The 25,005-nt window shown below is 65.7% G+C and carries 20 protein-coding genes; 7 read left to right on the top strand and 13 right to left on the bottom strand.

Translation table 11 applies throughout. The annotated features are described in order from the left end of the window. Positions 1-2 precede the first annotated feature (2 nt). The 4 genes from CH289_RS07225 to CH289_RS07210 all read right to left on the bottom strand — a co-directional run bounded on the left by CH289_RS07225 (position 3) and on the right by CH289_RS07210 (position 6,125). Positions 3-1,046 carry an adenylate/guanylate cyclase domain-containing protein gene (locus tag CH289_RS07225; RefSeq protein WP_019666922.1) on the bottom strand — a complete coding sequence of 348 codons (1,044 nt, stop codon included), beginning with the start codon at positions 1,044-1,046 and terminating at the stop codon, positions 3-5. After that, positions 1,039-2,469, bottom strand: coding sequence for an HAD-IB family hydrolase (locus tag CH289_RS07220; RefSeq protein ID WP_037159011.1), 1,431 nt, complete (start codon positions 2,467-2,469; stop codon positions 1,039-1,041). The genes CH289_RS07225 and CH289_RS07220 overlap by 8 nt, the downstream gene beginning before the upstream one ends. Continuing rightward, complete coding sequence (locus CH289_RS07215; RefSeq protein ID WP_033189052.1) at positions 2,469-4,793, bottom strand: glycerol-3-phosphate 1-O-acyltransferase; 2,325 nt, start codon at positions 4,791-4,793, stop codon at positions 2,469-2,471. The genes CH289_RS07220 and CH289_RS07215 overlap by 1 nt, the downstream gene beginning before the upstream one ends. A gap of 189 nt (positions 4,794-4,982) precedes the next feature. Further along, positions 4,983-6,125: an SGNH/GDSL hydrolase family protein gene (locus CH289_RS07210; protein ID WP_094727639.1), complete on the bottom strand. Its 1,143-nt coding sequence runs from the start codon at positions 6,123-6,125 to the stop codon at positions 4,983-4,985. A gap of 72 nt (positions 6,126-6,197) precedes the next feature. Here CH289_RS07210 and CH289_RS07205 point away from each other — a divergent pair, with 72 nt between their 5' ends. The 3 genes from CH289_RS07205 (at position 6,198) to CH289_RS07195 (ending at position 9,982) form a co-directional block, all read left to right on the top strand. Beyond that, positions 6,198-6,944: a DUF6319 family protein gene (locus CH289_RS07205; RefSeq protein ID WP_037159006.1), complete on the top strand. Its 747-nt coding sequence runs from the start codon at positions 6,198-6,200 to the stop codon at positions 6,942-6,944. 88 nt (positions 6,945-7,032) lie between these two features. Beyond that, positions 7,033-7,689, top strand: coding sequence for a S1 family peptidase (locus tag CH289_RS07200; RefSeq protein ID WP_019666917.1), 657 nt, complete (start codon positions 7,033-7,035; stop codon positions 7,687-7,689). A gap of 214 nt (positions 7,690-7,903) precedes the next feature. After that, entirely contained in the window at positions 7,904-9,982 is a 2,079-nt protein-coding gene (locus CH289_RS07195) for an MFS transporter (protein ID WP_033189015.1), read from the top strand. A 91-nt stretch (positions 9,983-10,073) separates the two neighbouring features. Here the strand turns inward: CH289_RS07195 and ilvD are convergent, their stop codons facing one another. The 3 genes from ilvD to lppU form a co-directional block, all read right to left on the bottom strand. Then, positions 10,074-11,780, bottom strand: a complete 1,707-nt coding sequence (gene ilvD / locus CH289_RS07190; RefSeq protein ID WP_019666915.1) for a dihydroxy-acid dehydratase — start codon at positions 11,778-11,780, stop codon at positions 10,074-10,076. Between the two features lie 156 nt (positions 11,781-11,936). Next, positions 11,937-13,427, bottom strand: coding sequence for an MFS transporter (locus CH289_RS07185; protein ID WP_033189779.1), 1,491 nt, complete (start codon positions 13,425-13,427; stop codon positions 11,937-11,939). Positions 13,428-13,475: 48 nt separating this feature from the next. Next, on the bottom strand, positions 13,476-14,093 hold the full coding sequence (gene lppU, locus CH289_RS07180) for an LppU family putative lipoprotein (RefSeq protein WP_019666913.1): 618 nt from the start codon (positions 14,091-14,093) through the stop codon (positions 13,476-13,478). A gap of 185 nt (positions 14,094-14,278) precedes the next feature. Here lppU and CH289_RS07175 point away from each other — a divergent pair, with 185 nt between their 5' ends. Beyond that, the gene (locus tag CH289_RS07175) at positions 14,279-15,322 is read left to right on the top strand and encodes an ATP-dependent DNA ligase (RefSeq protein ID WP_033189778.1); all 1,044 of its coding nucleotides are present in this window, start codon (positions 14,279-14,281) and stop codon (positions 15,320-15,322) included. Position 15,323: 1 nt separating this feature from the next. Continuing rightward, positions 15,324-16,403 (top strand): DNA polymerase domain-containing protein, encoded by a 1,080-nt coding sequence (locus tag CH289_RS07170; protein WP_094727638.1) that lies wholly within the window; start codon positions 15,324-15,326, stop codon positions 16,401-16,403. Between the two features lie 11 nt (positions 16,404-16,414). Here CH289_RS07170 and nhaA read toward each other — a convergent pair whose 3' ends face one another. Further along, on the bottom strand, positions 16,415-18,310 hold the full coding sequence (gene nhaA / locus CH289_RS07165; protein WP_094727637.1) for a Na+/H+ antiporter NhaA: 1,896 nt from the start codon (positions 18,308-18,310) through the stop codon (positions 16,415-16,417). A gap of 288 nt (positions 18,311-18,598) precedes the next feature. On the opposite strand from nhaA, the gene CH289_RS07160 reads away from it, so the two are divergent. Beyond that, positions 18,599-19,642, top strand: coding sequence for a zinc-binding metallopeptidase family protein (locus tag CH289_RS07160; RefSeq protein WP_026348104.1), 1,044 nt, complete (start codon positions 18,599-18,601; stop codon positions 19,640-19,642). 20 nt (positions 19,643-19,662) lie between these two features. Further along, positions 19,663-20,502, top strand: a complete 840-nt coding sequence (locus tag CH289_RS07155) for a GAF and ANTAR domain-containing protein (RefSeq protein ID WP_094727636.1) — start codon at positions 19,663-19,665, stop codon at positions 20,500-20,502. Between the two features lie 10 nt (positions 20,503-20,512). Here CH289_RS07155 and CH289_RS07150 read toward each other — a convergent pair whose 3' ends face one another. From CH289_RS07150 to CH289_RS07130, 5 genes are read right to left on the bottom strand one after another with little or no spacing between them, the layout of a single operon-like run. Further along, on the bottom strand, positions 20,513-21,787 hold the full coding sequence (locus CH289_RS07150; protein ID WP_244165080.1) for an EAL domain-containing protein: 1,275 nt from the start codon (positions 21,785-21,787) through the stop codon (positions 20,513-20,515). Between the two features lie 11 nt (positions 21,788-21,798). Beyond that, complete coding sequence (locus CH289_RS07145) at positions 21,799-22,473, bottom strand: SAM-dependent methyltransferase (protein WP_020112412.1); 675 nt, start codon at positions 22,471-22,473, stop codon at positions 21,799-21,801. Continuing rightward, entirely contained in the window at positions 22,470-23,246 is a 777-nt protein-coding gene (locus tag CH289_RS07140; RefSeq protein ID WP_019666905.1) for a PIG-L deacetylase family protein, read from the bottom strand. Before CH289_RS07140 ends, CH289_RS07145 begins: the two co-directional genes overlap by 4 nt. After that, entirely contained in the window at positions 23,240-24,202 is a 963-nt protein-coding gene (locus CH289_RS07135; protein WP_037139952.1) for an acyl-CoA/acyl-ACP dehydrogenase, read from the bottom strand. The genes CH289_RS07140 and CH289_RS07135 overlap by 7 nt, the downstream gene beginning before the upstream one ends. Next, the gene (locus CH289_RS07130) at positions 24,199-24,906 is read right to left on the bottom strand and encodes a glycosyltransferase family 2 protein (protein WP_371828327.1); all 708 of its coding nucleotides are present in this window, start codon (positions 24,904-24,906) and stop codon (positions 24,199-24,201) included. Before CH289_RS07130 ends, CH289_RS07135 begins: the two co-directional genes overlap by 4 nt. Positions 24,907-25,005: the final 99 nt, after the last annotated feature.

The following is a 25,005-nucleotide window of genomic DNA, read 5'->3' as shown; positions in this document are numbered from 1 at the left end:
GGTCAGTCTCTTCTGTTCCTTCGCAGTGCGTGCGGCTTGAGCTTGTGGAAGCCGCGAACACGAAGGGAGCGAAGAGACTTGAGGTAGAACTCGGAATCTTCCCTCAGCAGTTCCGTCAGCGTCGTGTCCACCAGGATGGTTCCCGGGTGCGCCGAGCTGGTCAGGCGCGCAGCCATGTTGACGACCGAACCGTAGAGGTCGCCGTAACGGGCAAGCACCGGTCCCCAGGCGATTCCGACGCGAAGCTCGGGCATGTCCTCGTAGGTCGCGAACGCATCCTGGAGATCGAGGGCGATGTGGGCGGCGTCCTCGGGCGTCTGCGCACTGAACATCACTTCGTCGCCGACGTTCTTGATCACCGAACCACGACCGCGCGCAATGATGTTGGTGGCCACGGACTCGAACTGCTCGAGCAGTTCGGTGAGCTCGTCGATGGCGAGGCGTCGCGTCAGGCTGGTGTATCCGACCATGTCGGCGAAACCGACGGCCAAGGTACGGCTGGTGGTCTCCTCGCCCGGATCGGCGATGGCGCGGCCGGCGGTGGCCGCCAGATGCCTGCGCCAGGTGTAGGACTGCAGGGCTTCGAGAGTCGGCACCGTCTGCGCCGCGATCTCGCGCGCGTCGCGGCGGATGGCGTCGAGGTCTGCGGGGCTCGCGAGCTCGTCCGCGTCCCGGCCCTCGGCGTCACGTCCCTCGGCGACGCGGTCGTGTATGTGACTGTTCACAACGCCCACTTGCCATTCGGTGAGCCTGGACATCGTCTGACCGAGGGTGCGCGCGATGGCGACCTCCATGTCCGGCCGGATGACCTTCTGCTCGGTGAGACCGGTGATCATGCGCAGAGCATCGAGGTCCGCGTCGGTGTACACGACGGCATCGGCGTCGGTGTGAACCGGGAAGCCCATCGCGATCCACAATTGAATGACTCGCTCGAGCGGTATCCCGGATTTCTCGACGATATCCGTGCGCGTGTATTTCGGTGTTCCCCCCAGCAGATTCTTTTCGATTTCTCTCTGCACGACCGAGTTGATCTGTTCTTCAGGCATATCCCAGCGTTCTGTCGAAAAAGGACCGGACGTCGTCGATGTAGTTGTCGATCTTCTCGGGAACCCAGTCCTCGGTGGAGATGGGCTCGCCGACGGTGACATCGACCGTACCGGAGTGCGCGGTGAAATCCTTCTTCCACATCACGTCGCCTGCGTTGTGGATGACGATGGGAACGATGGGTACGCCGGCCTGCATCGCGAGGTGGAAGCCGCCCTTCTTGAACCGGCCGAGCCGCGACGTCGGCATCCGGGTGCCCTCGGGCGCGATCGCCACGGAAATGCCGGAATCCAACTTCTCGATGGCCGGGGCCATGGCCTCTCTGGCCTGGGCTGGATCGCCGCGGTCGATGTAGGCGACGTCGAAGATCTTGCCGAGGAGAGCGAAGCGCGGGTCGCGTTCGAGTTCCCGCTTGGCGACGGCGGTGATGTCGCGACGGAGGATCGACGCCACGATGATCGAATCCGCGGTGCTCTGGTGATTGAACATGAACACCGCAGGCCGAGCGGACCACGCGTTCTCGGTGCCGACGACGTTCAACTTCACGCCCGCGAGCGTCAGCGCGATGTCCGGGGCGATGGAAGAGGTGATGTTGGCACCGGTCCGCCTGCTGCGGGTCAACAGGCCGAGACCGAGCCCGATCCCGGCACTGGCGAGGACGGAGCCCAGGGCAGCGGTACTGCGAACAGCCGACGCCAGGTCGGTGCCGCGCTTGGGGTTCTCGAGCCTCAACGACGTCCAGCCGGCCTTGTCCGCGTGCCGGGTGAGCTCCTCGTCGGGGTTGAGTGCGACGGGTCGGCCGACCTCCGCCAGAAACGGCACGTCCTCGCCGCCGTTGGAGTATCCGAAACAGCGAGCCAGGTCGAGGCCCTCCCGGTCCGCGTAATCCGCGACGGCCTTCGCTTTGCGCGGCCCCCACAACGACGTCCCGACGAGTTCGCCGGTGAGGACGCCGTCGACGACGACCGGTGTGGTGCACAGCAACTCGTCGAACATCAGGTCCTGCTCGACGGGAATGGCCTGATACGGGGTCGCGGAGGTAGCCATCACCAACCGGTGCCCCGCGTGTCGGTGTGCTTCGACGAGCCTGCGGGCCTGCGGGTAGATCATCGGTGCGATCTCGTTGCGGAACAGCGTGTATGCCTGCTCCATGAGGTCCTCCTCGCGCCGTCCCTCTAGACCCTTGACGGCCTTGCCCATCAGGTTGTCGACGGGGGAGTTGCGCATCCGCATCTCCACGACGGCGCTCGAGATCTCCCACAGTTCGTGAACGGTGACATCGAGAGTCTTCAGTCGTTCCAGGAACACGGCTTTCGCGGAGAAGCCGTTGATCAGCGTGCCGTCGAGGTCGAAGAACGCCGCAGTGTCCGGGCCTTCGGGTGCCTCGGCGATGGCCTGCAGCTGGAGGTCGAGAGGGCTGGTCATCAGGCGTCGTCCTCACGTTCGTCGGTGCTCGCGACAGGGGCCGGAAGGGTCAACGGATCCACCTCGTCGAGCATGCGGTGGGCCATGTCGCGGACGATTCTCGCTTTCCGTGCCCATTCGTTGATCTCGCGGGCGAAGTCCCGTCGGCGCTGCGCAAGGTTCTCCCCGCCAGGATCGACGAGGTTGCGATTGTCGGCCAATTGCAGTGCAGTGTCGAAGAGTTCACCCGAGATGGCTTCGCTGTGGTCGAGTTGTTGCCGAAGCCTGCGGGCCTGAGCTGCGCCGAGGCAATGCGTGACGAACGACGCCTTGTCGAACTCGACTCCGGTGGGCTGCAGCATGAGCTGATCCGCCACCACCTGATAGGCCTCCAGGATGGGCTGCAACACGCGGTGAGCGAGATGCAGGTCCTGGGACTCGAGCTGCCGCGAGGAGTACTCGGGATCGTCCAGATTGGCGCGCCAATCCGGATCGATCAGTGCCACTTCGGCTTCGAGGCGATCACCGAAGTCCTTCTTGTCGCCGAAGAAGAACTCGAACTTGAGCAGGTCGCGGAGCTCGAGCGCCGACTTCCACAACGATTCGGGCGTCGACGGTGTGCCCTGGCCCAGGTCGGGCAGGACGACCAGTTCGCCGATGGCGCGCATCACGAAGTAGTGAATTGCGTTGTTGCGGAAGAACGCCGCAACCAGGTGCTTGTCCTGGGCGAGATAGAACACCGGCTCGGGTCCGTCGTCGAAGCGCTTGACGACGCCCGCATTCACCTGCGCGATGACGGCGGATCGCACCACGTCGACCTCGCTGATGTCGATGCCGCCCGCCGTCGGGAGACCGCGTCTCTTGATGTAGCTCGCAAGAGGCGAGATGATGGCCCACATCTCGTGCACGTTCAGGGCGCGGTCTTCGATACCGAGCAGTGCCATCGTCACCAGCGCGGCAGGGGTCACCGGCGTCGTGTCGTTGATCGCGTGCGACACCGTCAGCGCAATCTTCTGCACCGCAACGCGTTTGTCCTCGTTGTCGTCGAGTATGGACCGCACCGAGACGGGCTCGGCGAAGTTGAGGTACACGTTGCCGCGCAGTTTGCCCTGGGCGCGGATGTAGCCGATGGCCATCCGTATTCCCTCGGCTTGCTTCTGCGCGCCGTGGGATTCGGCGGCCATGGCGCCGACCTCGTGGAGTCGGTCGTACGTGATGGCCGTCGGCACCAGATAGACATCCTCGGCGTCGCTGGACTCGAGGGCGTCGACCAGATAGGTCAACAAGCCGAAGCGCGGCGGACGGAGTTTGCCGGTGCGGCTACGTCCGCCTTCGATGTACCACTCGAGATTGAAGCGCTTGCTCAGCAGGAAGCTCATGTACTGACGCAGCGTCCACTTGTAGATCTCGTCGGAGAACTTGCGTTGGATCAACACGACGCCACTGCGTTTCGCGATGGGGCCGATGGGCCAGAAACCGACGTTGATGCCGCCCATCACGTGGTTGAGTGGCAGCCCTTCGGCAAGCAGTGCGGGCCGCAGGACCAGAGGATCGAGGTACGAGCGATGGTTGGGGAGGAAGACGAGAGGGTGCTTCTTGTTGAGTTCACGCACCTTCTGCAGTTGAGCTCGGTCCACGTCGACCTTGTACGCGCGAGAGAAGTAGGCGCCCAGGGTGCCCCACATCTCGACCGCCCGCCTGGTCTCGGTGGCCACCATCTCGCCGAGGATGGTGTGTACCCGTCGCTCCACCTCGGGTACGTCCTCGCCGACCTGTTGCGCGAGCTCCGCGATGCCGTCGTGGAACTTCTTCTGTTCGGTCATGTCCTCGACGACGAAGCGCGGAATCTTGTACTCCGAGCCGATGACGTCTCGCTCGGCCCGGTCGAGGGCAAGAGTGGCCTGGCGGGCGATGAACGAGGACAACGACCTTCCGCCCGACTTCTCGAACTTGGCCGACAGATCGCCCAGCGTCGCGGGTTCGCCGACCAGGACGGCGGACCTGTCCGGGTCGTCGCCTTGGACCCATCGTTGCCAGGTCTTCGTCGGGAGCGAGTTGCCGCGCGGTGCGAGTGCCCGACGGAGGAATCCGGGTCGCTTCTTGGCCGACAGGGTCACGCGAAGCGGAATCAGCAGGGGGTCGTCACCGATCCCGCGTACCAGCTCGGCCACCTGCCCCGACGAGTCGCCGGACAGCGCGATCGACGGAGGACGAGTTTCACCGTCGGGCGTCGTCGCGTCGATCCACGAGTTGAGTGCCTGGATCTCGAGAGCCCCCGCTGCGTCGAGCAAATAGACCTGCCGGCCTTCGGCTGTTCGCTGATCACTCGCTTCGACGTGGTACATCGAGTCCTCCCGTTTCCCGTACCGCACGCAGGTACTCGGCCAGGCTACGGGGGCGAAGCGGCCTATATGCGGGTTTGGGGTCGGCTATCTCACAATGCTCTCGCCATGCCCCTCGGGCTGCCGCGCAGTAGGCTGGAGGACGTCGTCGAGTGAAGCTCCGACAAAGCCAAATTTATCTGTTACTTCGAGTTACACATAATTCTGTGCGGCGGGGAACGACTCGACGAACCGTTCGGCAATCCGACGATGAGCACGGGCGTCCGGGTGCAAGGCGTCGGGCAGCGGGAACTCGTCGAAGTCGCTCGGACCGTACAGATCCAGACCGTCGACGAGATACAGGTTCGGATCCTCCCGCTGGTCGAACACGCGCCGCAGTTCGTCCCGGACCACGGTGAGCGTCAGCTTCCCCGGCCCCGGATCACCTGTCGCGACGAACCGCACGGCGCCCTCGGCCAGTGCGTCGGGGTCGAATGCGCCTGGCCCCGGAGTGTTCTCGTGGATCGGGCAGTAGAACGGTGATACCACCACGATCGGTGTGCTGGGGTGCCCGTCGCGAATCGTGTCCAGAAACCCGTGGACCGCGGGCGTGAACGCGCGCGTCCGCATGACGTCACCGTTCACGAGGTTGATGCCGACCTCGAGGCTGATCACCTCGGCAGGCTCGTCGCGCATGACCCGGGCGACGAACGGATCCAGCATCGCGCTGCCCGAGAACCCGACGTTCGTCACGGAAAAACCCATCGCCGACGAGCTCAGTCCCACCCAGGTCGTGCTGGGACTCGTCGCGTTCGATCCCTGGCTGATGGAACTGCCGTAGTGGATCCACCTCGGCCTCGCCTGCCGCTCGGAGGTGGATGCGGCGACGATCGGAGAGTCGCTGCGCAGCGCGATCAACTCGACGTGCTGATTGTGCGGCAGCCATATCTCGACGTCCTTGGCGCCGGGTGTCATCTCGAATCGCACCGGAACCACCGGGCCGTCCGTTCGATCGACACTGCCGGTCACCATGTCGACCGACAGCACGTTGCCACCAGCCGACGCCACGCTGTGCACGAGTTCGCCGTCGATCGTCATGTCGAACATCCCCGACGGACGGGGCGGGAGTCCGACGAACTCCTGCCGCGTCGGAAGGGCGTCGAGTTCGACGACTGTCGCATCGGTGCGGAAAGCCAGCCGAACTCCCGCCGGTTGCACCTCGGCCCCGGCGATCCGGTCGTCGGGAAACCGGCTGCGAGTCCACGCGGGCAGCCGGTGCGGAATCAGGCCTCGTTCGGTGACCTCGACATCGAGTGCGCCGAGAAGAAGGTCGGAGGTGACGGGTGTCGATCGCATGCATGGATTCTGCGTTCCGGGGGACAAGTATGCGACAGTATTCGCAAACACTTTCGAGAGAGGTATGCACCGATGCCACCGCGTAGACGTTCGACGCCCACCGGTTCCCTGACGCCGGAGAATCTCGACACGCTGGCCACGGCCCTCTCCGAGGGGCGGCGCGCGACGGTGTACCTCATCGAGCCGACGCCGAGCCTGGGCCTGCCCGAGGGAACGTCGGCGAGGGTCGTCTCGATCGACGGAAACACCGTCACCATCAGCCCCAAGGGCGTCAACGACGAGCTCCCGTTCGAAGCGGAGGAACTCCGGATCACCCGGAACCCTCCGGGCGGTGCACCCAAACCGGCACCGAAACCGGCACCGAAACCGGCGTCGACGCCGGGGCCCGAGGTGGCCGAATGGACCGAGCCGGCCCCAGCACCCAAGCCTGCGGCCACCAAATCCGCAGCTCCGAAGTCGGAGGTGACGACGTCCGCCACGCCCAAGACTGCCGCGCCCAAGACTGCTGCGCCCAAGCCTGCGCCGGCGAGGAAGGGAAAGAAGGGGCCGGACAGCGTCAGCGTCACCATCCACGCCGGGCCGGACAACGACTGGTCCGTGACGGTCACCCACGGTGCCCGCAGGCCAGGAAAAGCGCAGTCGGTGTCCCCCGAGTCCGTCTCCCGCGCGGTACGCGAACTGGGCGACGATTCGGCACGCGACGCCGTGGAAGCCGTGATCTCGTACGCGCGAGAAGAGGCAGCGTCGCGTGTGGAGGAGCTCAGCCGCCAACTCGAGGAAGCCCGGTCCATGCTGGCCGCTCTGGAATCGGACCTTTAGTACTCGTGCGTACTTATTGACGTCAGGTACTCGTCCATCGGTGCTTCTTATTGCTAGGGTTCTGCGGACACCGCTGGAGAGGGAATACATGTTGAAGAAGTTCATGCTCGTCGCCGTGGCTGCTGCCGCTGTTGCTGCGAGCTTCGGCGTCGGAACTGCGTCAGCTGCGGCTCCGGCGGTGCTGGGGGGCGGATCCGGAATCATCGTCGACGATGCTGCCGAGTGCACTCTGACGACCATCGGCAACGACCGCGAAGGCCGCCTCGTCGGTATCACCGCCGGTCACTGCGGTGGAGCAGGCGCCACGATCGTGCCGGAGTACGACCCGTCGGCAGGCGTCGTCGGACGCATCGCGTTCTCCAACCCCGAGTACGACTACGCGGTGATCGAGTTCGATCGCGCCAAGGTCGTTCCGGTCAACCGGGTGGGCAACGTGACCATCACGCAGGTCGGTCCTCCCGCCTCGTTCCCCAACATCGTCTGCAAGGAAGGCCGCACCACCGGTAACACGTGCGGCGTCGCCTACGGGGACGTTCTGCAGTCGCAGGAGACCTGGTCGCAGCTGTGCGTCGTCGAAGGTGACTCCGGTAGCCCGGTCGTCGTCGGCACCACGCTCGTCGGCATGGTGAACGCGTACCTCGGTGTGGCGTGCTTCGGACCGCAGGTCGGTACCAACATCGACGCGATTCTGCGCCACATCGACGCAGGCAACGCCGTCGGAGCAGGTTTCGCCCCCATCCCCTGATCGGACTCTCCGAGTCGCCGATCGGGTCATCAGCGTTACAGATCATGCCACCGTGTCAGTTCGATTGACACGGTGGCATTTTCGTTCGTTGGGATCTCTCCCAGTCACTTGTGTAACGGCCGCCACAAAGAATTGCGTACTCTAACGCATCCTTCCTAGGCTGCACAGCACTGCGCGCGGTGTGTCGCGTGTGGTGCCTAGGGGGGGAACACACATGACATTGCTTGCGATGACTCCTGTTCAGGAGATGGAAAAGCCGTACGCGAAACGTTGGGCAGCGCTGGGGGTGCTGTGCCTGAGCCTGCTCGTCGTCGTCATGGCGAACACGTCGCTGTTGGTGGCGGCGCCTGCGATGACGCTGGATCTGAACCTGTCGAGCAGCGACCTTCAGTGGGTCATCGACGGATACACCGTGCCGTACGCGGCCTTGATGCTTCTGTTCGGCGTCATCGGCGATCGGTATTCTCGCAGAGGCGCACTCATCATCGGCCTGCTGATCTTCACGGCGGGTTCTCTCGCCGGCGCGCTGACCGGCGCCACGACAGGCGTGATTCTCGCTCGCATCGTCATGGGCGTCGCCGCTGCCATCGTCATGCCTGCCACGCTGTCGCTCCTGGTGGCGACGTTCCCCAAACGCGAACGGGCCACGGCCGTCACCATCTGGGCCGCCACGTCGGGTCTCGCCATCGCGATGGGTCCGCTGCTCGCCGGCTGGCTGCTCGAAAGCTATTGGTGGGGTTCGAGTTTCCTGATCAACATCCCGTTCACGATCATCGGGATCGCAGGCGCCGTCGCTTTGGTGCCGCCGTCACGTGCGGTGAACCCGGGCAGGATCGACTGGCTCGGAGGGCTGCTCTCCGTGCTCGCAGTGTCCACGGTGGTCTACGCGATCATCGAGGGCATGCACTTCGGTTGGAGCGTCGGACCCACGTACTTCGCGGTGGTGGGCGCGCTCAGTACCGCGGCGTTCGTCGCCTGGGAGCTTCGCCACCCGAGCCCACTTCTCGACGTCCGAGCGTTCTCGTCCCGCATCCTCAGCGGTGCCGTACTGGCCGTCCTGCTGTTCTTCCTCGTCACCTTCGGCGCGATCTACTATGTGGCCCAATATCTTCAGTTCGTACTCGACATGGGCCCGGTCTCGACCGGGGTGCACCTGCTCCCTCTGGCGGTCGCCGTGTTCGTCGGCTCGGGCATCACACAATGGCTGACGCCGCGAGTGGGCATGAAGTACACCGTCACGGCCGGCATGGTCGTCGGCACGCTGGCCGTGGTCTCGATGCTCGGAATCGACACCACCGCAACCTATGTCGACTTCGTTCCGGTTCTGGCACTACTGGGCCTCGGTATCGGCCTCAGCGTGTCGCCGTGCACCGACGCCATCATGGCCGAATTCCCCGAGAGCAAGCTCGGCGTCGCCGGCGGGCTCAACGACACTGCGCTGGAACTGGGCGGATCTCTCGGAATCGCCGTTCTCGGTTCGGTTCTCGCAACGACGTACCGCGGCGGCATCGTCGACTACCTCGCGGACTTCCCCGGCAAAGGAACCGACGGCCAGCCGACCGCGCAAGCCGCACAAGCGATCGAAGCGTCCGGCGACTCGGTGGCCGGGGCCGTGATCGTCGCAGACATCATGCGCGAGAACACCTTTCTCACCGGATACGCCGACAACCTGGTGATCACCGCGGTGAGCTCGTTCGCGAACGCCGTCGTGCACACATCTTTGATCGCAGCCGTGGTCTTCGCCATCGGGACCGTCGTGGTCGGCGTGTTGCTGCCCGGCCGCACCCCGCGCGTCGTGCCTACCGTCCGCACTGCATTCGATCCCGACGCAGCCAAGGAAGTTGCCGAGCTGGAGCATCTCCTCGAGCAACCGTCGGCCCCGGACGCCGTGGTGAAGAAACCTCGGAAAGAGGTTGCGCCCGAGGCGTCGACGCAGGATCCGGTGGCAATCGAAGTGGTCGACGACGAACTCACCCGACCCAGCATCTACCAGCTCGCCGCCAAGGTCTACGAGGTCCAGGCCGCCACCGAGGAGGAAGCTGCCCTCGCAGCGTCGGACCATCTCACCATCCACCACCTCGCCCTGGCCGACATCGCTCGCAAGCGCCGCGAAACCGCAGAAGAAGAACTGGACGCGGCGCTGGACCTCGCGGAACTTCCGGTCATGAAACGGGCACCCAAGCCCGTCGTCCGGGAAGATCAGCTGAACATCTACCAGTACGGCGACTCCGTCCGCCGCAAGTGCACCGACCTGAAAGAGCGCTCGAGCTCCGTCTGGTCCATGCCGCTCTAGTACAGGGATTGCGTCCCACCCCCATCGCTCGAAAACGCCTCACACGCTGTCTGTTCGTGTGAACGGACGATTCGAGCGATGGGGTCACGCGCTAGATCAGTACCGCACCATCGGATGCGGAACCGACGAGCTTGGCGTACTTGGCCAGGACACCGCGGGTGTAGCGGGGCGGTAGAGGTGCCCAACCTTCCTTGCGGGATTCGAGTTCAGCGTCGTCGACGAGGAGGTCGAGGGTTCCCTTTCCGACGTCGAGGCGAATCCGGTCACCGTCGCGAACGAAGGCGATGGGTCCGGCGTCGACGGCTTCCGGCGCGACATGTCCGACGCACAGTCCCGTTGTACCGCCGGAGAATCGGCCGTCGGTCAGCAACAGGACGTCCTTACCGAGTCCCGCGCCCTTGATGGCACCGGTGATCGCGAGCATTTCTCGCATTCCCGGTCCGCCCTTGGGGCCTTCGTATCGGATGACGACGACATCGCCCGCGGAGATCGTGCCGTCCTCCAACGCATCCATCGCGGCGCGTTCGCGCTCGAAAACTCGTGCAGTGCCGACGAACACGTCCGAGTCGAAACCTGCCGACTTGACGACGGCGCCGCCCGGGGCCAGTGAACCTTCGAGGATGGTGATGCCGCCGGTCGGGTGAATCGGCTCTTCCAGCGCACGCAGCACCTTGCCGTCGGGGTCCGGCGGCGCAATGTGAGCGAGGTTCTCGGCCACGGTCTTTCCGGTGACCGTCAGGCAGTCGCCGTGCATGAGCCCGGCGTCGAGCAGCGCCTTCATGACGACGGGAACTCCGCCGATGGCGTCGACATCGGTCATGACGTGCTTGCCGAACGGCTTGACGTCCGCGAGGTGCGGCACCTTGGAGCCGATGCGCCGGAAGTCGTCGAGCGTCAGTTCCACTTCGGCCTCGTGGGCGATGGCGAGAAGGTGGAGCACGGCGTTGGTCGATCCGCCGAAGGCCATGACGACGGCGATCGCGTTCTCGAATGCCTTCTTCGTCATGATGTCTCGCGCAGTGATACCGCGTCGGAGAAGTTCGACGACGGCTTCGCCGCTGGCACGGGCGTACCCGTCGCGTCGACGATCGGGTGCAGGCGGAGAAGCGCTGCCGGGCAACGACATTCCCAAAGCTTCAGCGGCACTGGCCATGGTGTTGGCCGTGTACATGCCGCCGCAGGCGCCTTCGCCCGGACAGATTGCGCGTTCGATGGTGTCGACATCCTCGCGGGACATCAGGCCACGAGAGCACGCACCGACAGCCTCGAACGCGTCGATGATGGTCACCTGGTGCTCACTGCCGTCGGACAGCGTCGCGAAACCCGGAAGCGTCGAACCGGCGTACAGGAACACACTCGCGAGATTCAATCGCGCTGCGGCCATCAACATTCCGGGAAGCGACTTGTCACACCCGGCCAGAAGCACCGAGCCGTCGAGGCGCTCCGCGCTGACCACCGTCTCCACACTGTCCGCAATGACCTCACGCGAGACCAACGAGAAATGCATTCCCTCGTGACCCATCGAGATACCGTCGGAGACGGAGATGGTGCCGAACTCGAGCGGATACCCGCCCGCCGTGTGGACCCCCTCCTTGACCGCCTTCGCGAGGCGCTCCAAGGACAAATTGCACGGAGTGATCTCGTTCCACGACGACGCGACGCCGATCTGGGACTTCCCCCAGTCCTCGTCACCCATCCCCACCGCGCGCAACATTCCTCGCGCAGCGGTCTTCTCCAAACCATCGGTGACGTCGCGGCTCCGCGGTTTGACGTCCGGCGAATCGTTCTCGGTCGACATAGCTCTCCTGACCTGATCTCGGATATGGGCTGTATCCGTAACGGTCAGCCTAATCCGGGTCGTTCCGCAGGCTCCACTCCTGGCCTAATCCGGGTCGTTCCGCAGGCTCCACTCCTGGCCTAATTGGGGTCGTTCCGCAGGCTCCACTCCTGCCCCCTAAATCTGCTCCCTCGGGCTCAGCGCCGGGGACGACGGGTCGCAGCTGTAGGTGGGGTTCTTTCGAGACGGACTCCTGACCATGACTGCGGCGATGAGGGAACCCACGACGAGCAGGCCGGCGCAGACGATCATGGCCGTGTGGAAGCCGTCGGAGAAGGTCTGGGGCCGGTCGTAGTCGGCGCCCGCGATTCCGACGAGGCCAGGTAGAGCGGCCACGGCCAGGAGCTGGCTGGTTCTGGCGACGGCATTGTTGACACCGGATGCTGTTCCTGCGCGGTCGGTGGACACGGCTCCCAGGACGGCGCCGGTGAGCGGCGCGACCAGGATCGACAAGCCGAGGCCGAAGACGACGACGGCAGGAAGCACGTCGACGAGGTATGTCGATGCCGGCCTAACTCCCGCCGCCGATCCAGTCGTTCCTGCAGCCTCCACTCCCGCCGCGGCCGGCGAGATACGGAGCATCAGCAGCAGTCCGGCGGCGGCGACCAACGGCCCGACAGTCATCGGCACACGGGGCCCGATGCGCTGCGCCACCCGTCCGGCCCGCGCGGAGAGCACGAGCATCAGAGCGGTGATCGGCAGAGTCGCCACACCTGCGGCGATCGGCGAATAGTCGAGCGCCAACTGAAGTTGCAGGATCAGCAGGAAGAACACTCCGCCGAGCGCCGCATACACGGCGAACGTCACCAGGTTGGCCGCCAGGAAGACACGGGACGCGAACAACGACGGCGGAATCAGCGGATTGGATGTCCGCAACTCGACGACGACGAACGCTCCGACCGCGAGTACGCCCGCCGCCACGACCCACCACGATGCGTCGATGAAGCCGTAGGTGAGCAGGCCGAGCGCGAGGGCGACGACACCTGCACCGGGGAGATCGAGTTTCCCCTCCGCGTGAGGGTCGCGGCTCTCGGGCACGTGCTTGACGGCCACCAGGACGACGGCGACAGCCAGCGGAATGTTCAGCAGGAAGACCGATCGCCACCCGGCCACGTCGACCAACCACCCGCCCAGCAGAGGCCCGACGGCGGACGCGACACCGCCGAGACCGGACCACACGCCGATGGCGGCGCCCCGGTCGTCGGGATGAATGGACGCGGAGATCAACGCGAGGCTTCCCGGCGTCAGCAACGCCGCGCCGACGCCCTGCAGCAATCGCGCGGCGACGAGTACCTCGATGTTCGGCGCCAGACCGCACAGGACCGAGGCGACGGCGAACCAGATCGTGCCCCAGACGAAGACCGTCCGTCTGCCGAGGCGATCGCCGAGCGCACCGCCGAGCAGGATGAACGACGCCAACGTCAGGGTGTAGGCGCTGACGGTCCACTGCAGTCCCGAGACGCCGGATCCGAGATCCCGGCCGATGTCGGGCAGCGCCACGTTCACGACGGTCGCGTCGAGCATCGCCAGCGAGGACCCCAGAACCGTCGCGGCGACGATCCAGCGTCCCCTCGGAGTCTTCAATCGGACCGAATCGGACCCCGTCATGGAAGCACCGTCATGAAAGCACCGTCATGACGGAAGTCTTGCACCGATCTACAGATCTTCGACGCAGACGACGAAGTTGCGTTCCGGATAACGGAAACCGCTCGTCGCCTGGAGATCGCAGGAGTCGACGTCGGTGGTTCCACTGAGGATCTCCACGACGCGGACGGAATCGAACCCGGGCGATCCGCAGTCGATACGCTCGGGATCGTCGTCCATCGGAATGTCCATGCAGCCGCCGATGACCCAGTCGATGTCCAGGCACAGTGCGCCCTGCTCGATGTCCGCGTACGTCTCGTAGTAGTACTGGTCTGCGTCGGAGATGCACTCGGCGTTTGTGGGAGCCTTGCCGATCACCTTGTAGTTCGAGTCGGCGCTTCCGCACGCGGCATTGTCGATGGTGGCGTCGTCGACAGTTCCCCCGAGGTCGACGCATTCACCGATCTCGACGTCGATGTCGACGTCACCGCCCATGTCCTCACCTTCCTGCGCCGGCGCTTCGCCCGTCGTGGGCGCAGACGAGCTGGTCTGGGTGGTCGAGGTGACGAGTTCGTCGGCGGCCGGGATCGCCCGCGGAGTGACGGTGCTGCTACAGCCTGCGAGCACGACAGCGCTACATGCCAGCACAGCAATCGCTGCGCCGCGAAACTTCTCACTGAGGGAGAGCATTGACCGTTCCTTAGTTCTATGAAGGTGAGGACCCGAGCACGACAAGAATCGGATCAAAAATATCCCGTCCGTCCCGATTTCGTGAGACCAGGTGTGGCTCGAGTGAACGCTGAGGCGGACATTCACGATTACCTGCAGCGAAAGAAGGTACTCCTCGGCGGTTCCACTAGGGCAGTATTGCTCTCGTGGACCTCCCGATCGCGTGGCCGCTGCAACCGATGCTGGCCAAAGCCGCCAAGACCGTCCCCGCACAGCCCGAGGGCGGAGAGCCCGCATGGTCGTACGAGCCCAAGTGGGACGGCTTCCGTGCCATCGTCTTCCGCGACGGCGACGAGGTGATCCTCGGGTCGCGTGGCGGCAAGGACCTCGCCCGCTACTTCCCCGAGCTGGTCTCGGCCGTCCTGGCGGAACTGCCGGACAAGATCGTCGTCGACGGTGAGATCGTCGTGCCGCGGGAGCGGGACGGGCGTACGAGGCTGGACTGGGACGCGTTGTCCGAGCGCATCCACCCCGCCGATTCGCGAGTGCGCATGCTCGCGGAGAAGACACCGTCGATGTTCGTCGCGTTCGATCTTCTGGCGATCGGTTCGACCGACCTGACGGGTGAGCCGTTCTCCGTCCGTCGGGCAAAGCTGCTCGAGGTGATGGCAGGCGGTGATCGCTGCCAGGTCACCAGCACGACGGACGACGCGGCGACCGCGCAGGATTGGTTCGAGCGTTTCGAAGGCGCTGGGCTGGATGGAGTCGTTGCCAAGAAACTGGACGGGCTGTACCTGCCGAACAAGCGCGAGATGATCAAGATCAAACACGCCAGAACGGCCGACTGCGCGTTGATCGGATACCGAGTGCACAAATCCGGCAACGGAATCGGATCGTTGCTGCTCGGCCTGTACGACAACGGCGAGCTTCGGATGATCGGCGGCGCGTCGGCGTTCACCGACAAGCGGCGCGTCGAAATCCTCGAAGAACTGCAGCCGTTGCGCACCGGGGAAGAACCGAAATCGGCCGAAGCCAACCGGTGGACGTCGAACAAGGACCGCAGTTGGGTGCCGCTGCGCATCGAGCGGGTCATCGAGGTCGCCTACGACCAGATGGAAGGCGAGCGTCTGCGGCACGCCGCACGCTTCCTACGGTGGCGACCGGACCGGGATCCGAAGTCCTGCACCTACGAACAGCTGGAAGTGCCCGTCAGCTACGACGTGGCCGACGTGATCGCCGGGGGCAAATAAGATGGCAGCGAAGACACCGCCCGCGTTCGTGCAGGCAGGTGACCGCGAGGTACGAGTCTCGAGCCCCGACCGCGTGATCTACGAGGCAACGGACATCACGCCGGAGATCACGAAACTGCAGGTGTGCGAGTACTTCGCCGCCGTCGGTGAACCACTGTTGAGAGCGATCGGCACTCGACCGACCGCGATGGAACGGTGGCCCGACGGTTTCCGCGACGGGATGCGTCTCGCCCTCGGCCCGCAGGACAAGGAGGGCGACGGCTTCTATCAGAAGCGGCTGCCCAAGGGCGCTCCCGACTGGATCGAGACCGTGAAGATCGCCTTCCCCAGCCGCCGGACCGCGGAGGAACTGTGCCCCGGTGAACCGGCGTCCGCAGTGTGGGCCGCGCAGATGGGCACGTTGACGTTCCATCCCTGGCCGGTGCGACGCCCGGACGTCGACCATCCCGACGAGTTGCGGCTCGATCTCGACCCGCAGCCCGGGACGACGTTCGCCGACGCGCAGCGCGTGGCCGAGGTGACCCGTGAACTGCTGGAGGAATTGGGGCTGAAGGGATACCCCAAGACCAGCGGCAACCGCGGCATCCACATCTACGTCAGGATCACGCCGTCGTACACGTTCGAGCAGGTGCGGCACGCCGCCATCGGGCTGGGACGTGAGCTGGAGCGCCGCGACGACGGGGTCACGACCAACTGGTGGAAGGAAGAGCGCGGGGAACGGATCTTCCTGGACTTCAACCAGAACAACCGGGATCGGACCATCGCGAGCGCGTGGAGCCTACGGGCGAAGACCGGTGCGCCCGTGAGCACGCCGATGACGTGGGCGCACCTGGCCGGGATCTCCGACCCTCGCGAGTACAACCTGGTGACGATCCCCGACTACCTGTCCGACGGCGATCCGTGGGCGGACATGGACGAGCACGCCTACTCGCTGGACCCGCTGCTGGAACTCTGGGAGACCCTGCCGGGCGGCGAACTCAACTTCCCGCCCGACTACCCCAAGATGCCCGGCGAACCTCCTCGCGTTCAACCGTCGAAAAAAGTCGCCGAGCACTGGGACGACGACGGCAACCGTCTGTGAGTGGAGCCGCGTCACGTCGAGGAGGTGCGGAGCTGCGTCAGTTCCCGGATGAGCGAGGCGGCATCGTAAGGCCCGGTGTGCCGGATCAAGTCGGTGTCCCCGCGGCCGAGATAGAACGTCGGCGTGCCCTCGACGTCGCTCGACGCGGCGTCGAGCTCGTCGTCCTCCACTCGAACCACGTAATCGCCGGTACGTAGGTCCTCGGAGAACCGGTCCATGTCGAGACCGAGATCCTCGGCGTAGTCGTCGATGTCGTCGGGAGTGAGTGCGTCGCTGTTCGCGAACAGGACGTCCGCCATCTCCCAGAACTTCCCCTGCGCCGACGCGGCTTCGCTGGCGTGGGCTGCGTAGCGCGCGTGCGGGTGGTAATCGTCGAGGGGCAAGTGCCGGAAGATGTATCGGACGTCGTCACCGAAGTAGGCTCGGACCTCCTTGATGCTTCCGGTTGCCTTGCTGCAGAACGGGCATTCGAAATCGCCGTACTCGACGATGGTCAAGGGTGCATCGACGGGACCACGGATGTGATCGCGCTTGGCGTTCACCGGTCGCAGGATCCGATGCGACACCTCCTGCTTGGGCGGATGGATGCGCGCGTCGATACGGAACAGCAGCCAGCCGAGCAGCGCCGCCACCACGGACGCGGCCAGCACGCCGACGCGCGCCTGGTCGGCGAGGAATTCGTCGTCGAGGGCGAGGTCGACGATGAACAGCGAGATCGTGAATCCGATTCCGGACAGTGCAGCACCGCCCGCGATGTGCGAGATCGTCAGACCGGGCGCCAGCGCCGACGGCTTCATCCTGGCGAAAACGGCTGCTGCACCGGTGATTCCGATGAGCTTGCCGACGACGAGTCCGACGACGATGCCCCACGTCAACGGCGACGTGGCGGCGGCACGCAGGGTCTCGCCGCTGAGGACGACGCCCGCATTGGCGAGCGCGAAGATCGGCACGATCAGGAACGCGGTGTAGGGCTGATACAACCGCATCAGACGCTCGTTGACGGACACGGCCTGGTCCAGGCCCAGCCTCGCGGCGCGGGCGTACTCGGGATTGGGTGACTGGCGGAACGCTCGGGTGAGGTCGGCTGCGCGTTCCACTTCGCTGCGCCTCGGCGGGTAGACCGGCAGGATGAGTGCGATCATGACGCCGGCGAGAGTGGCGTGCACGCCCGACTCGTGGAAGGCCACCCAGGTGGCCAGTGCGACGACCAGATAACCGATCCCGCGCCACACCTGCATGCGTCGGAGCAGCGCGATCGCGGCCAGACCGACGAACGCCAGAATCAACGGAACGATCTCGACCTTGTCGGTGTAGAAGAACGCGATGATGGCGAGCGCGCCGACGTCGTCGGCGACGGCGAGCGTCAGCAGGAAGATGCGTAGACGGGCGGCCTTCTTCGGTCCGATGACCGCCAGTGCGCCGAGAACGAACGCGGTGTCGGTGGAGATGACGACGCCCCAGGCGCCTGCGGCCTCACCGGATGGATTGAGGATCAGGAACAGAACAGCGGGGATGGCGAGACCCGCGAGCGCCGCGACGATCGGGATGCTCGCGCGTGAGCGATCGGTGAGCTCGCCCATCGCGAATTCGCGTTTGACCTCCAGGCCGACGACGAAGAAGAACAACGCCATCAAGCCGTCGTTGACCCAGTGCGCGAGGTCGAGCGAGATGCCGTGGCCACCCACGGTGATCGAGAGTTCGGTGTGCCAGAAGCTCTGATAGGTGTCGCCGAAAGGCGAGTTGGCCCACAGGAGTGCGAGTAGGGTCGCCCCGAGAAGGAAACCCGCGGCAAGGGTCTCGCTACCCCCTGCACCGCGAGTTGCGGCACCCTGTCCCGGGCCGAGGGAGTCGGTGATGCGCTGGGCCAACCGTCGCACGGGTGAGACGGTCGGTGTCATGTCGGCCATCAGGCGCGGGGTCCGGGGATTGCAAGCGTGCTCATCGGTTGAAGAAATCCCCTCGATCGGTGGTCCAGCTGGTGGACCTGACTCTCCGCAGCGTGTGTTCGGTCGCTGCGCACACCACGCAACGCGCCGACGGTAGGAAAGCTTCCACCGTTACGGCACCTCGTGACCGTATCGTGACTACTCTGTTATCTCCGACGTACCGAAACCGACGGGAAACCGTCATATTCGCAGTCGAGCATTGGTGGGCCTGAAGTCGACCAAGGCACCTGAGCAATGAAAGTCGGGATCATGCGTGCTTTGATCTGCCGCAAATGCGGTCAGAAACTCTCGTTCGAGAATTCGCTGTGCCTCAGCTGCCACAGTGCGCTGGGATTCCACCTTCCCACCCGCGCCCTGCTGCCGCTCCCTGACACGGACGGTGACGGCGCCGCCGAGATCGACATCACCACACCCGGCAGCGATGTCGATGTCACCTGGAAGGTGTGCGCCAACCTGAGCACGGCCAGGTGCAACTGGCTCGTCGACACCTCGACCGGCGAGGAACTCTGCTTCTCGTGCCGACTCACCAGGACGCGCCCCGCGGACGACGACGTCGACGCGATGGTCGCCTACGCCGACGCGGAGACGAACAAGCGTCGGGTCATCCTCGAGCTCACCGAGCTGGGTCTCCCGATCGACGGGCGTGACAAGGACCCGGAGACCGGTCTCGCCTTCGACCTGCTGTCGAGCGCCAACACGCAGGTGATGACCGGCCACGCCAACGGACTGGTGACGCTCGACCTGGCCGAGGGCGACGACGTCCACCGCGAACAGCTCCGAGTGTCGATGTCCGAGCCGTACCGCACTCTCGTCGGACACTTCCGGCACGAGATCGGCCATTACTTCCAGATGGTCCTCGTCGGAACGGGCGAACACCGACCGCGGTTCGAGGAACTGTTCGGCGACCCGGACACCGACTATCAGGCCGCCCTGGACCGGCACTACAACGAGGGTGCGCCGGAGAACTGGGAGGACGATTACGTCTCGTCCTACGCGACGATGCACCCGGCGGAGGACTGGGCCGAGACGTTCGCCCACTACCTGCACATTCGTGACACGCTCGACACCGCGGCAGCCTTCGGTATGGCCCCGGCCGGATCGACGCTGGACAGCCCACTACCGGGCGACGTCGGTTTCGACCAGATCGTGGAGTGGTGGCTACCGCTGTCCTGGGCGCTCAACCAGATCAACCGCTCGATGGGCCACCAGGATCTGTACCCGTTCGTGTTGCCGCCCACAGTGCTGGACAAAATGCGATACGTGCACCAGCTCATCGCGCCCAGCGAACTCTGAGTCGTAAAATCTCGGCGGAGGTGGTTCTCATCAGTGAGCAGGTTCTCGGCGCGGACGTCACCACGACGACCGGAGCCGACTTCGATCTGAGTCAGCGCCTGGCGGCGGTGGCCAGGGAACTTCGCCGCGAGCACGGAGACCCCGACCGGACACTGGCGGCCATCACCGAATCGGCCGTCATGAACGTCCCGGCCGCCGAAGCAGCGAGCATCACGACGGTGCTCCGCGGCAAATTCGTCCACAGCGCCGCACTGACCGGTGACCTCGCCGGTCAGTGCGACGCAATTCAGCAGCAGATCGGTGAAGGGCCGTGCCTGGAGTCGGCCGTCGAGCAGCGGACCATCCGGATCGACGACATGGATTCCGACCGACGCTGGCCACGGTTCGCTGCCGCCGCGTCGGCGCTGGGAGTGCGCAGCATGATCTGCTTCCAGCTGTACGTCGAGGGCTACAACTTCGGTGCGCTCAACCTGCACTCCACCCGTCACGACGCGTTCGGGGAGGACGCCGAGTCGATCGGCTCGCTGTTCGCCGCGCACGCTGCCATCGCGTTCTCCAGCGCCAAGGAGGAACAGCAGATTCGTGCCGCGCTGACCTCACGCGACATCATCGGCCAGGCCAAGGGCATGCTGATGGAGCGCTACAAGTTGGGTGCTCAGGAGGCGTTCGCGCTGCTCTCCAGGCTCTCGCAGGAGACCAACACGCGTCTGGCCGAACTGGCGGGCAAGGTCGTCGCCGACGCCGAGAGCTACGCCGGAGTGGAGCCTGCAGGAACGACCAGGAAGAGGGCCGTGGAGCCTGCAGGAACGACCCGGAAGAGGGCCGTGGAGCCAGGAGCGAAGAAGAAGGCCGAAGACTGATCGGTATCGGTCAGAGCCCGGTACGTTCCACCGGAAGCCGCAGCAGCAGACTTCGCGCGCAGTCGACCGTCAGCTGCGGGTCGTGGCTGAGGACGTAGGAGAACCGCCGGTTCATGTCCGGTCCGGTATCTCCCATGTCCTTGGCCGCCAGTACCGCCGAGAAGTGCGGCGACAGCACCACCACCACCCATTCGAGCCGTACCGGGTCGTCGGGGTCGAGGTCCGCTCCGCGCACGCGCGGCGCGGGCTCGGGATCGATGCCCGCGGCGAGTGCGCCGACGAGGGCTGCCCTCGTCGCCATGACCTCCCAGCGACGTGCGGTCAGCGGCGTGAAATGTTCCCGGCTCTCGAACGAGCCGAGGATGACGGCGGTCTGCAGGCTCTGGCCGGCAATGGACTCCAGCCCCTTGCTGACCTCCACCAGAAGACGCTTGGTCGACGGCTTGGAATCGCGTCCCGCCGCGGCCAGTTGGTACGGCGAGGAACGTGGAAGCGAGCCGCGCTCGGGTGACGTGCGGAAATCCAACGGTGACAGTCGCTTCGACGGTTCCACCGGAACGGGGTTCTGCTCGGTGAAGAACCGGCCCTGCCCGACGCGTGCGCCCAGCGCGATGGCGGTCCCGACGGCGTCCTCGGTGTCGATTCCTTCCGCCATGACGATCGCGCCCGTGCGTTCGGTGTACGCGGCGACGGCGTTGACGACGCGGGCGGTGAACCGGCTCGGACGTTGGGTGATCAAGCTGCGATCGAGTTTGACCACGTCGGGTTCGAGGAGCGGCAGCAGTGCCAGCGATTCCGGCTTCACACCGACATGGTCGACGGCGATTGCCCATCCGAGCTTGCGGACGTCCGCTACCGCGCGCAGCAACTGCGCGGGTCGACGAATGAGTGAGGTCTCGTCCAGCTGCAGGACGGCGGAACCTGCGTCGACGTCTCCGCGGTCGGGGAGGTACGGCAGTGTGTCCGGGTCGATGGCGATGAACAGCGGCAGTCCCTGAAGCGAATCGAGGCGTGCGGCACCCTCGACGGCGCCGGCCCAGCGAACGAGGTCGAGGTCGACGGTCATGTCCATCGCCCGCGCCGCGGACGCGAGGGCCGCAGGCTCGCGGAACGCCGAATCCTCGGGTCCCATGACGATGGCTTCGTAACCGATCACCTCACGGGTCATCAGGTCGACGATGGGGGCGAAGTCGGTGTGCAGACTGTCCGGTCCGAGCAGATCCTCGAGTGCGCCGCCGCGATAGGCGCGCGTCGCGGTCTCACCGCTGGTCATTCTGTCGCTCATCTCAGTCTCACTCATATCAAACCCTCACGTCGTGCGACCGATTCCGGTCTTCCGGTCGGCTCCGCCGACTCGCTCCGTGCGGACGACTCCGCAGCGAACACTTCGAGTATCACATCTTCGTCGACGTAACCGCCCATACGGACCAGTCCGTCGGTGGCCCCGATGGCGTCGTGCACCTGGTCACCGGTCTGTGGATAGTCTGCGACGAGGTGTCGCCAGTGCACCGCGAGGAGCGTGCCTCCCGGCTCGAGATGCGCCACTGCCTGGCCCAGGGCAGCGCGTAGGTCAGCAGGGCCGAGGTAGTACCCGACCTCGCTGAGCACGATCAGATCGAACGGGCCGATCTCGTCGAACTCGTCCCACGAGTCCGTGAGCGACCATTCGCGCAGCTGCACCCGGCCGCTGGACTCGCCGGTGCGCGCGTCGAGACGAGCCCTGGTGGTCTCCAGCGCCGAGGCGACGATGTCGGTGGACGTCAGGTCGTCGCAGCGGCTGGACAGCTTCTCGGTCAGTATTCCGACGGAACAGCCCGGTTCGAGCGCGCGGCGATATCGCGGTTCGGTCAGCGCAGCCAACGTCAGAGCGTATTTTCGCTCCTCGTACCAGTTGTCGCCCAGCCGGAACGGATCGACGTTGCCGTCGTAGACGTCGTCGAAATAGTCCTTCTGCAGAGTGCCGTCCGTCATGCGAACACCACCTCCTCGGATCGAAGCAAACGCGCCAGAATGTGCGGCGGAAGTACCGCCCGGTCGGCGGGATCGTCCGACAGATCCTGGATCTGAGACGTGAACCGGTGTGCCGCGGCTTTTTTCGCCTGGGCAGTGCGATCGTCCAGAGTGATCCCCAGCGCGCGACCCCAGGGAACCTCGGGATGATCCGGCCACGCCCAGTGCCACATCCACACCGGGTACTCGAGCACCGCGATCCCGACGCGTCTCGACGCCGTCAGGCATGCCCGCGCCGTCGCTTCGTGATCGGGATGACGATCGCCGCGCCACGGCGTCAGGCACCAGGTGCCCTGTCCACCGGACAACAGCTCGGTGAGCGCCCGCGCGAGCTCGTCCTCGTGCGCGGCGACGTCGCCGTCGGGAAAGCCGAGCCGGATCGGGTCGACGTCGAGACCGAGTTCGGTCAGAGCGCGCCTCGCTTCACGCGGCCGCTCGTCGATCAGTTGCGCCTCGGACATCGTCGGAGACCCGGGATGCGACGCGCCGCCGTCGGTGACGGCCACGACGGACACCCGGATGCCCGACGCGGCGGCGAGCGACATCAGGCCACCGACACCGAGCACTTCGTCGTCGGGATGGGGCGCGACGACGATCATCTCGCGGCATCGACCGAGATCGAGTGGCGGGAACGACGGTGTCCACTGCTGCCACACCTCGAGCGGTGTGCCCGGGTCGACGGTGTCGAACGTTCTGGTTTCCTGCGTGTCGGTGTGTTCGGCGGCGGCTACCATGGCGACTCTTCCTTCGCGATCTCCTGGCCCAGCGCTGCGAGATCGCGCTCGGCATGGCTCTGGCGTAGAAAAACGGTCAGATCGGCGACGCGGCGTGCATGCTCACCGTTCGCGCACAGCGGGGCGGCGCCCAGCGCGCGGCCCACGCGGTCGATGGTGTCGGTAGCGGCGCTCTCGACGATCGCGCGGACGGTCCGTGCCCTGGTGCTGCCGCGGGCCTCGGAGTCGGTCGGATCGGCGTCGATCTCCGCAGCGGCGGTGGTCAACGCGGCCGACGCGGCACCGAGCGATGCCGCCACGGCGCCGAGATGAGCCATGGTGTGCGGATCGGAGCTCGACTGCGCTGCCGCGTGCAACGTGTCGGCGACAGCGCAGGCACTGCCGAACCACACCGCTGCCACGCCGAGCCCACCGTGCCAGAAGCCCGGGCGTTCGACATACGACCCGACTTCGCCGACGGGAACGGCGTGCGCACCGTCGAAACGCACTGTCCCGGAATCGCTTCGAGACATCCCGACGGCGTGCCACGTGTTGGGAATCGGCGAGCACCAGTCCTGGGTCATGTCGACCGCGAACAACCGCGATCGATCTCCGACGCGGGCGGTGACGAGGGCATTCGTGACGATATGAGCGCCCGAGCACCACGGTTTGACGCCGGTGAGCTTCCACCCGTTCTTGCCCTGCGCCGCCTCGAGCACCGGCGACGGTGGTTCCGCCGCCCAGACACCCCAGATCTGCCCGCGGCTCGGAGCAGGGCCGCCCAGTTCGGCGAGAATGGCCACTGCGTCGGCGTGGCCCTCGGCCAGACGCCCGAGAACCGTGTCCTCGCGGCCGAGCCCGGCGAGCGTCAACCAGCGAGTGTCGGTGAAACCCGAACCGGGGAGCGGCATTCCAGGTGCCTCGTCGGCGACGAATCGCTTGAGACGCTCGACGAGCGAGCTACCGTCGACCGTCATCGGGCGATGGCCAATTCGAGATCCTGCAGGTGAGCGGCAAACCCGTCGGGTGCCCGGCCGGAGCGCCTCGACGACGTCAGCACGGGCGAATCGCACGAGTACAGAACCGGTACGCCCGCGCGTTCGACCCGAGCCATCAGGTCGACGTCCTCGCCGGTGGTCAGTGCGCCGAATCCGCCGACGGTCCAGTACAAATCCGCGCGCAGTCCGAGATTGGTGCCGTGCACGTGGCGATGGCCGGACGTGTGGCGGTAGCCGGCGTCGTACACCAGAGTCAACGCGGGCGAATCCAGCTCGGTGACGACGGTCCCCGCCACGGCGTGCGCACCCTGCGCTGCGTGAGCGAGGTGCGATGAGATCCACTCCAGTCCGACGGTGCTGTCGGCGTCGGTCGTCGCGAACCAGGTGTTGTCCTGTGCTCGGCCTGCTGGTCCGGTGGCCGACAGGAAACCGGCTGCGCGGGCTGCTCCGACGTTGCGTCGCGCGACGGTGAGGACGGTCGCGTCGACCTTGTCGGCCCACGTCGCGGCGATATCGGCGGACGTGTCGGTGCAGGAATCGAGAACCACGACGAGGTCGACGTCGATGTCGACCTGCTCACACGACCTGACCAGCGCAGACAGGCACGAGTCCAGAAGTGCTTCCTCGTTGTGAACCGGCACAACCACCACAGCGCGCTCGATCGGCGCTTGCTTGTCGAACACTTCGACCCCCATCCGCGGAAGCCGTTCCGTCCCCATACGAGAGAACAGGCCCCGGGCCGCGGTGACCAGGGGCAACGATTCGTACAGGCGTCGGAGGCG

This window comes from Rhodococcus sp. RS1C4 (assembly GCF_002258225.1).
GTDB lineage: Bacteria > Actinomycetota > Actinomycetes > Mycobacteriales > Mycobacteriaceae > Rhodococcoides > Rhodococcoides fascians_E.
This window is presented reverse-complemented; position numbering and strand designations above follow the sequence as displayed.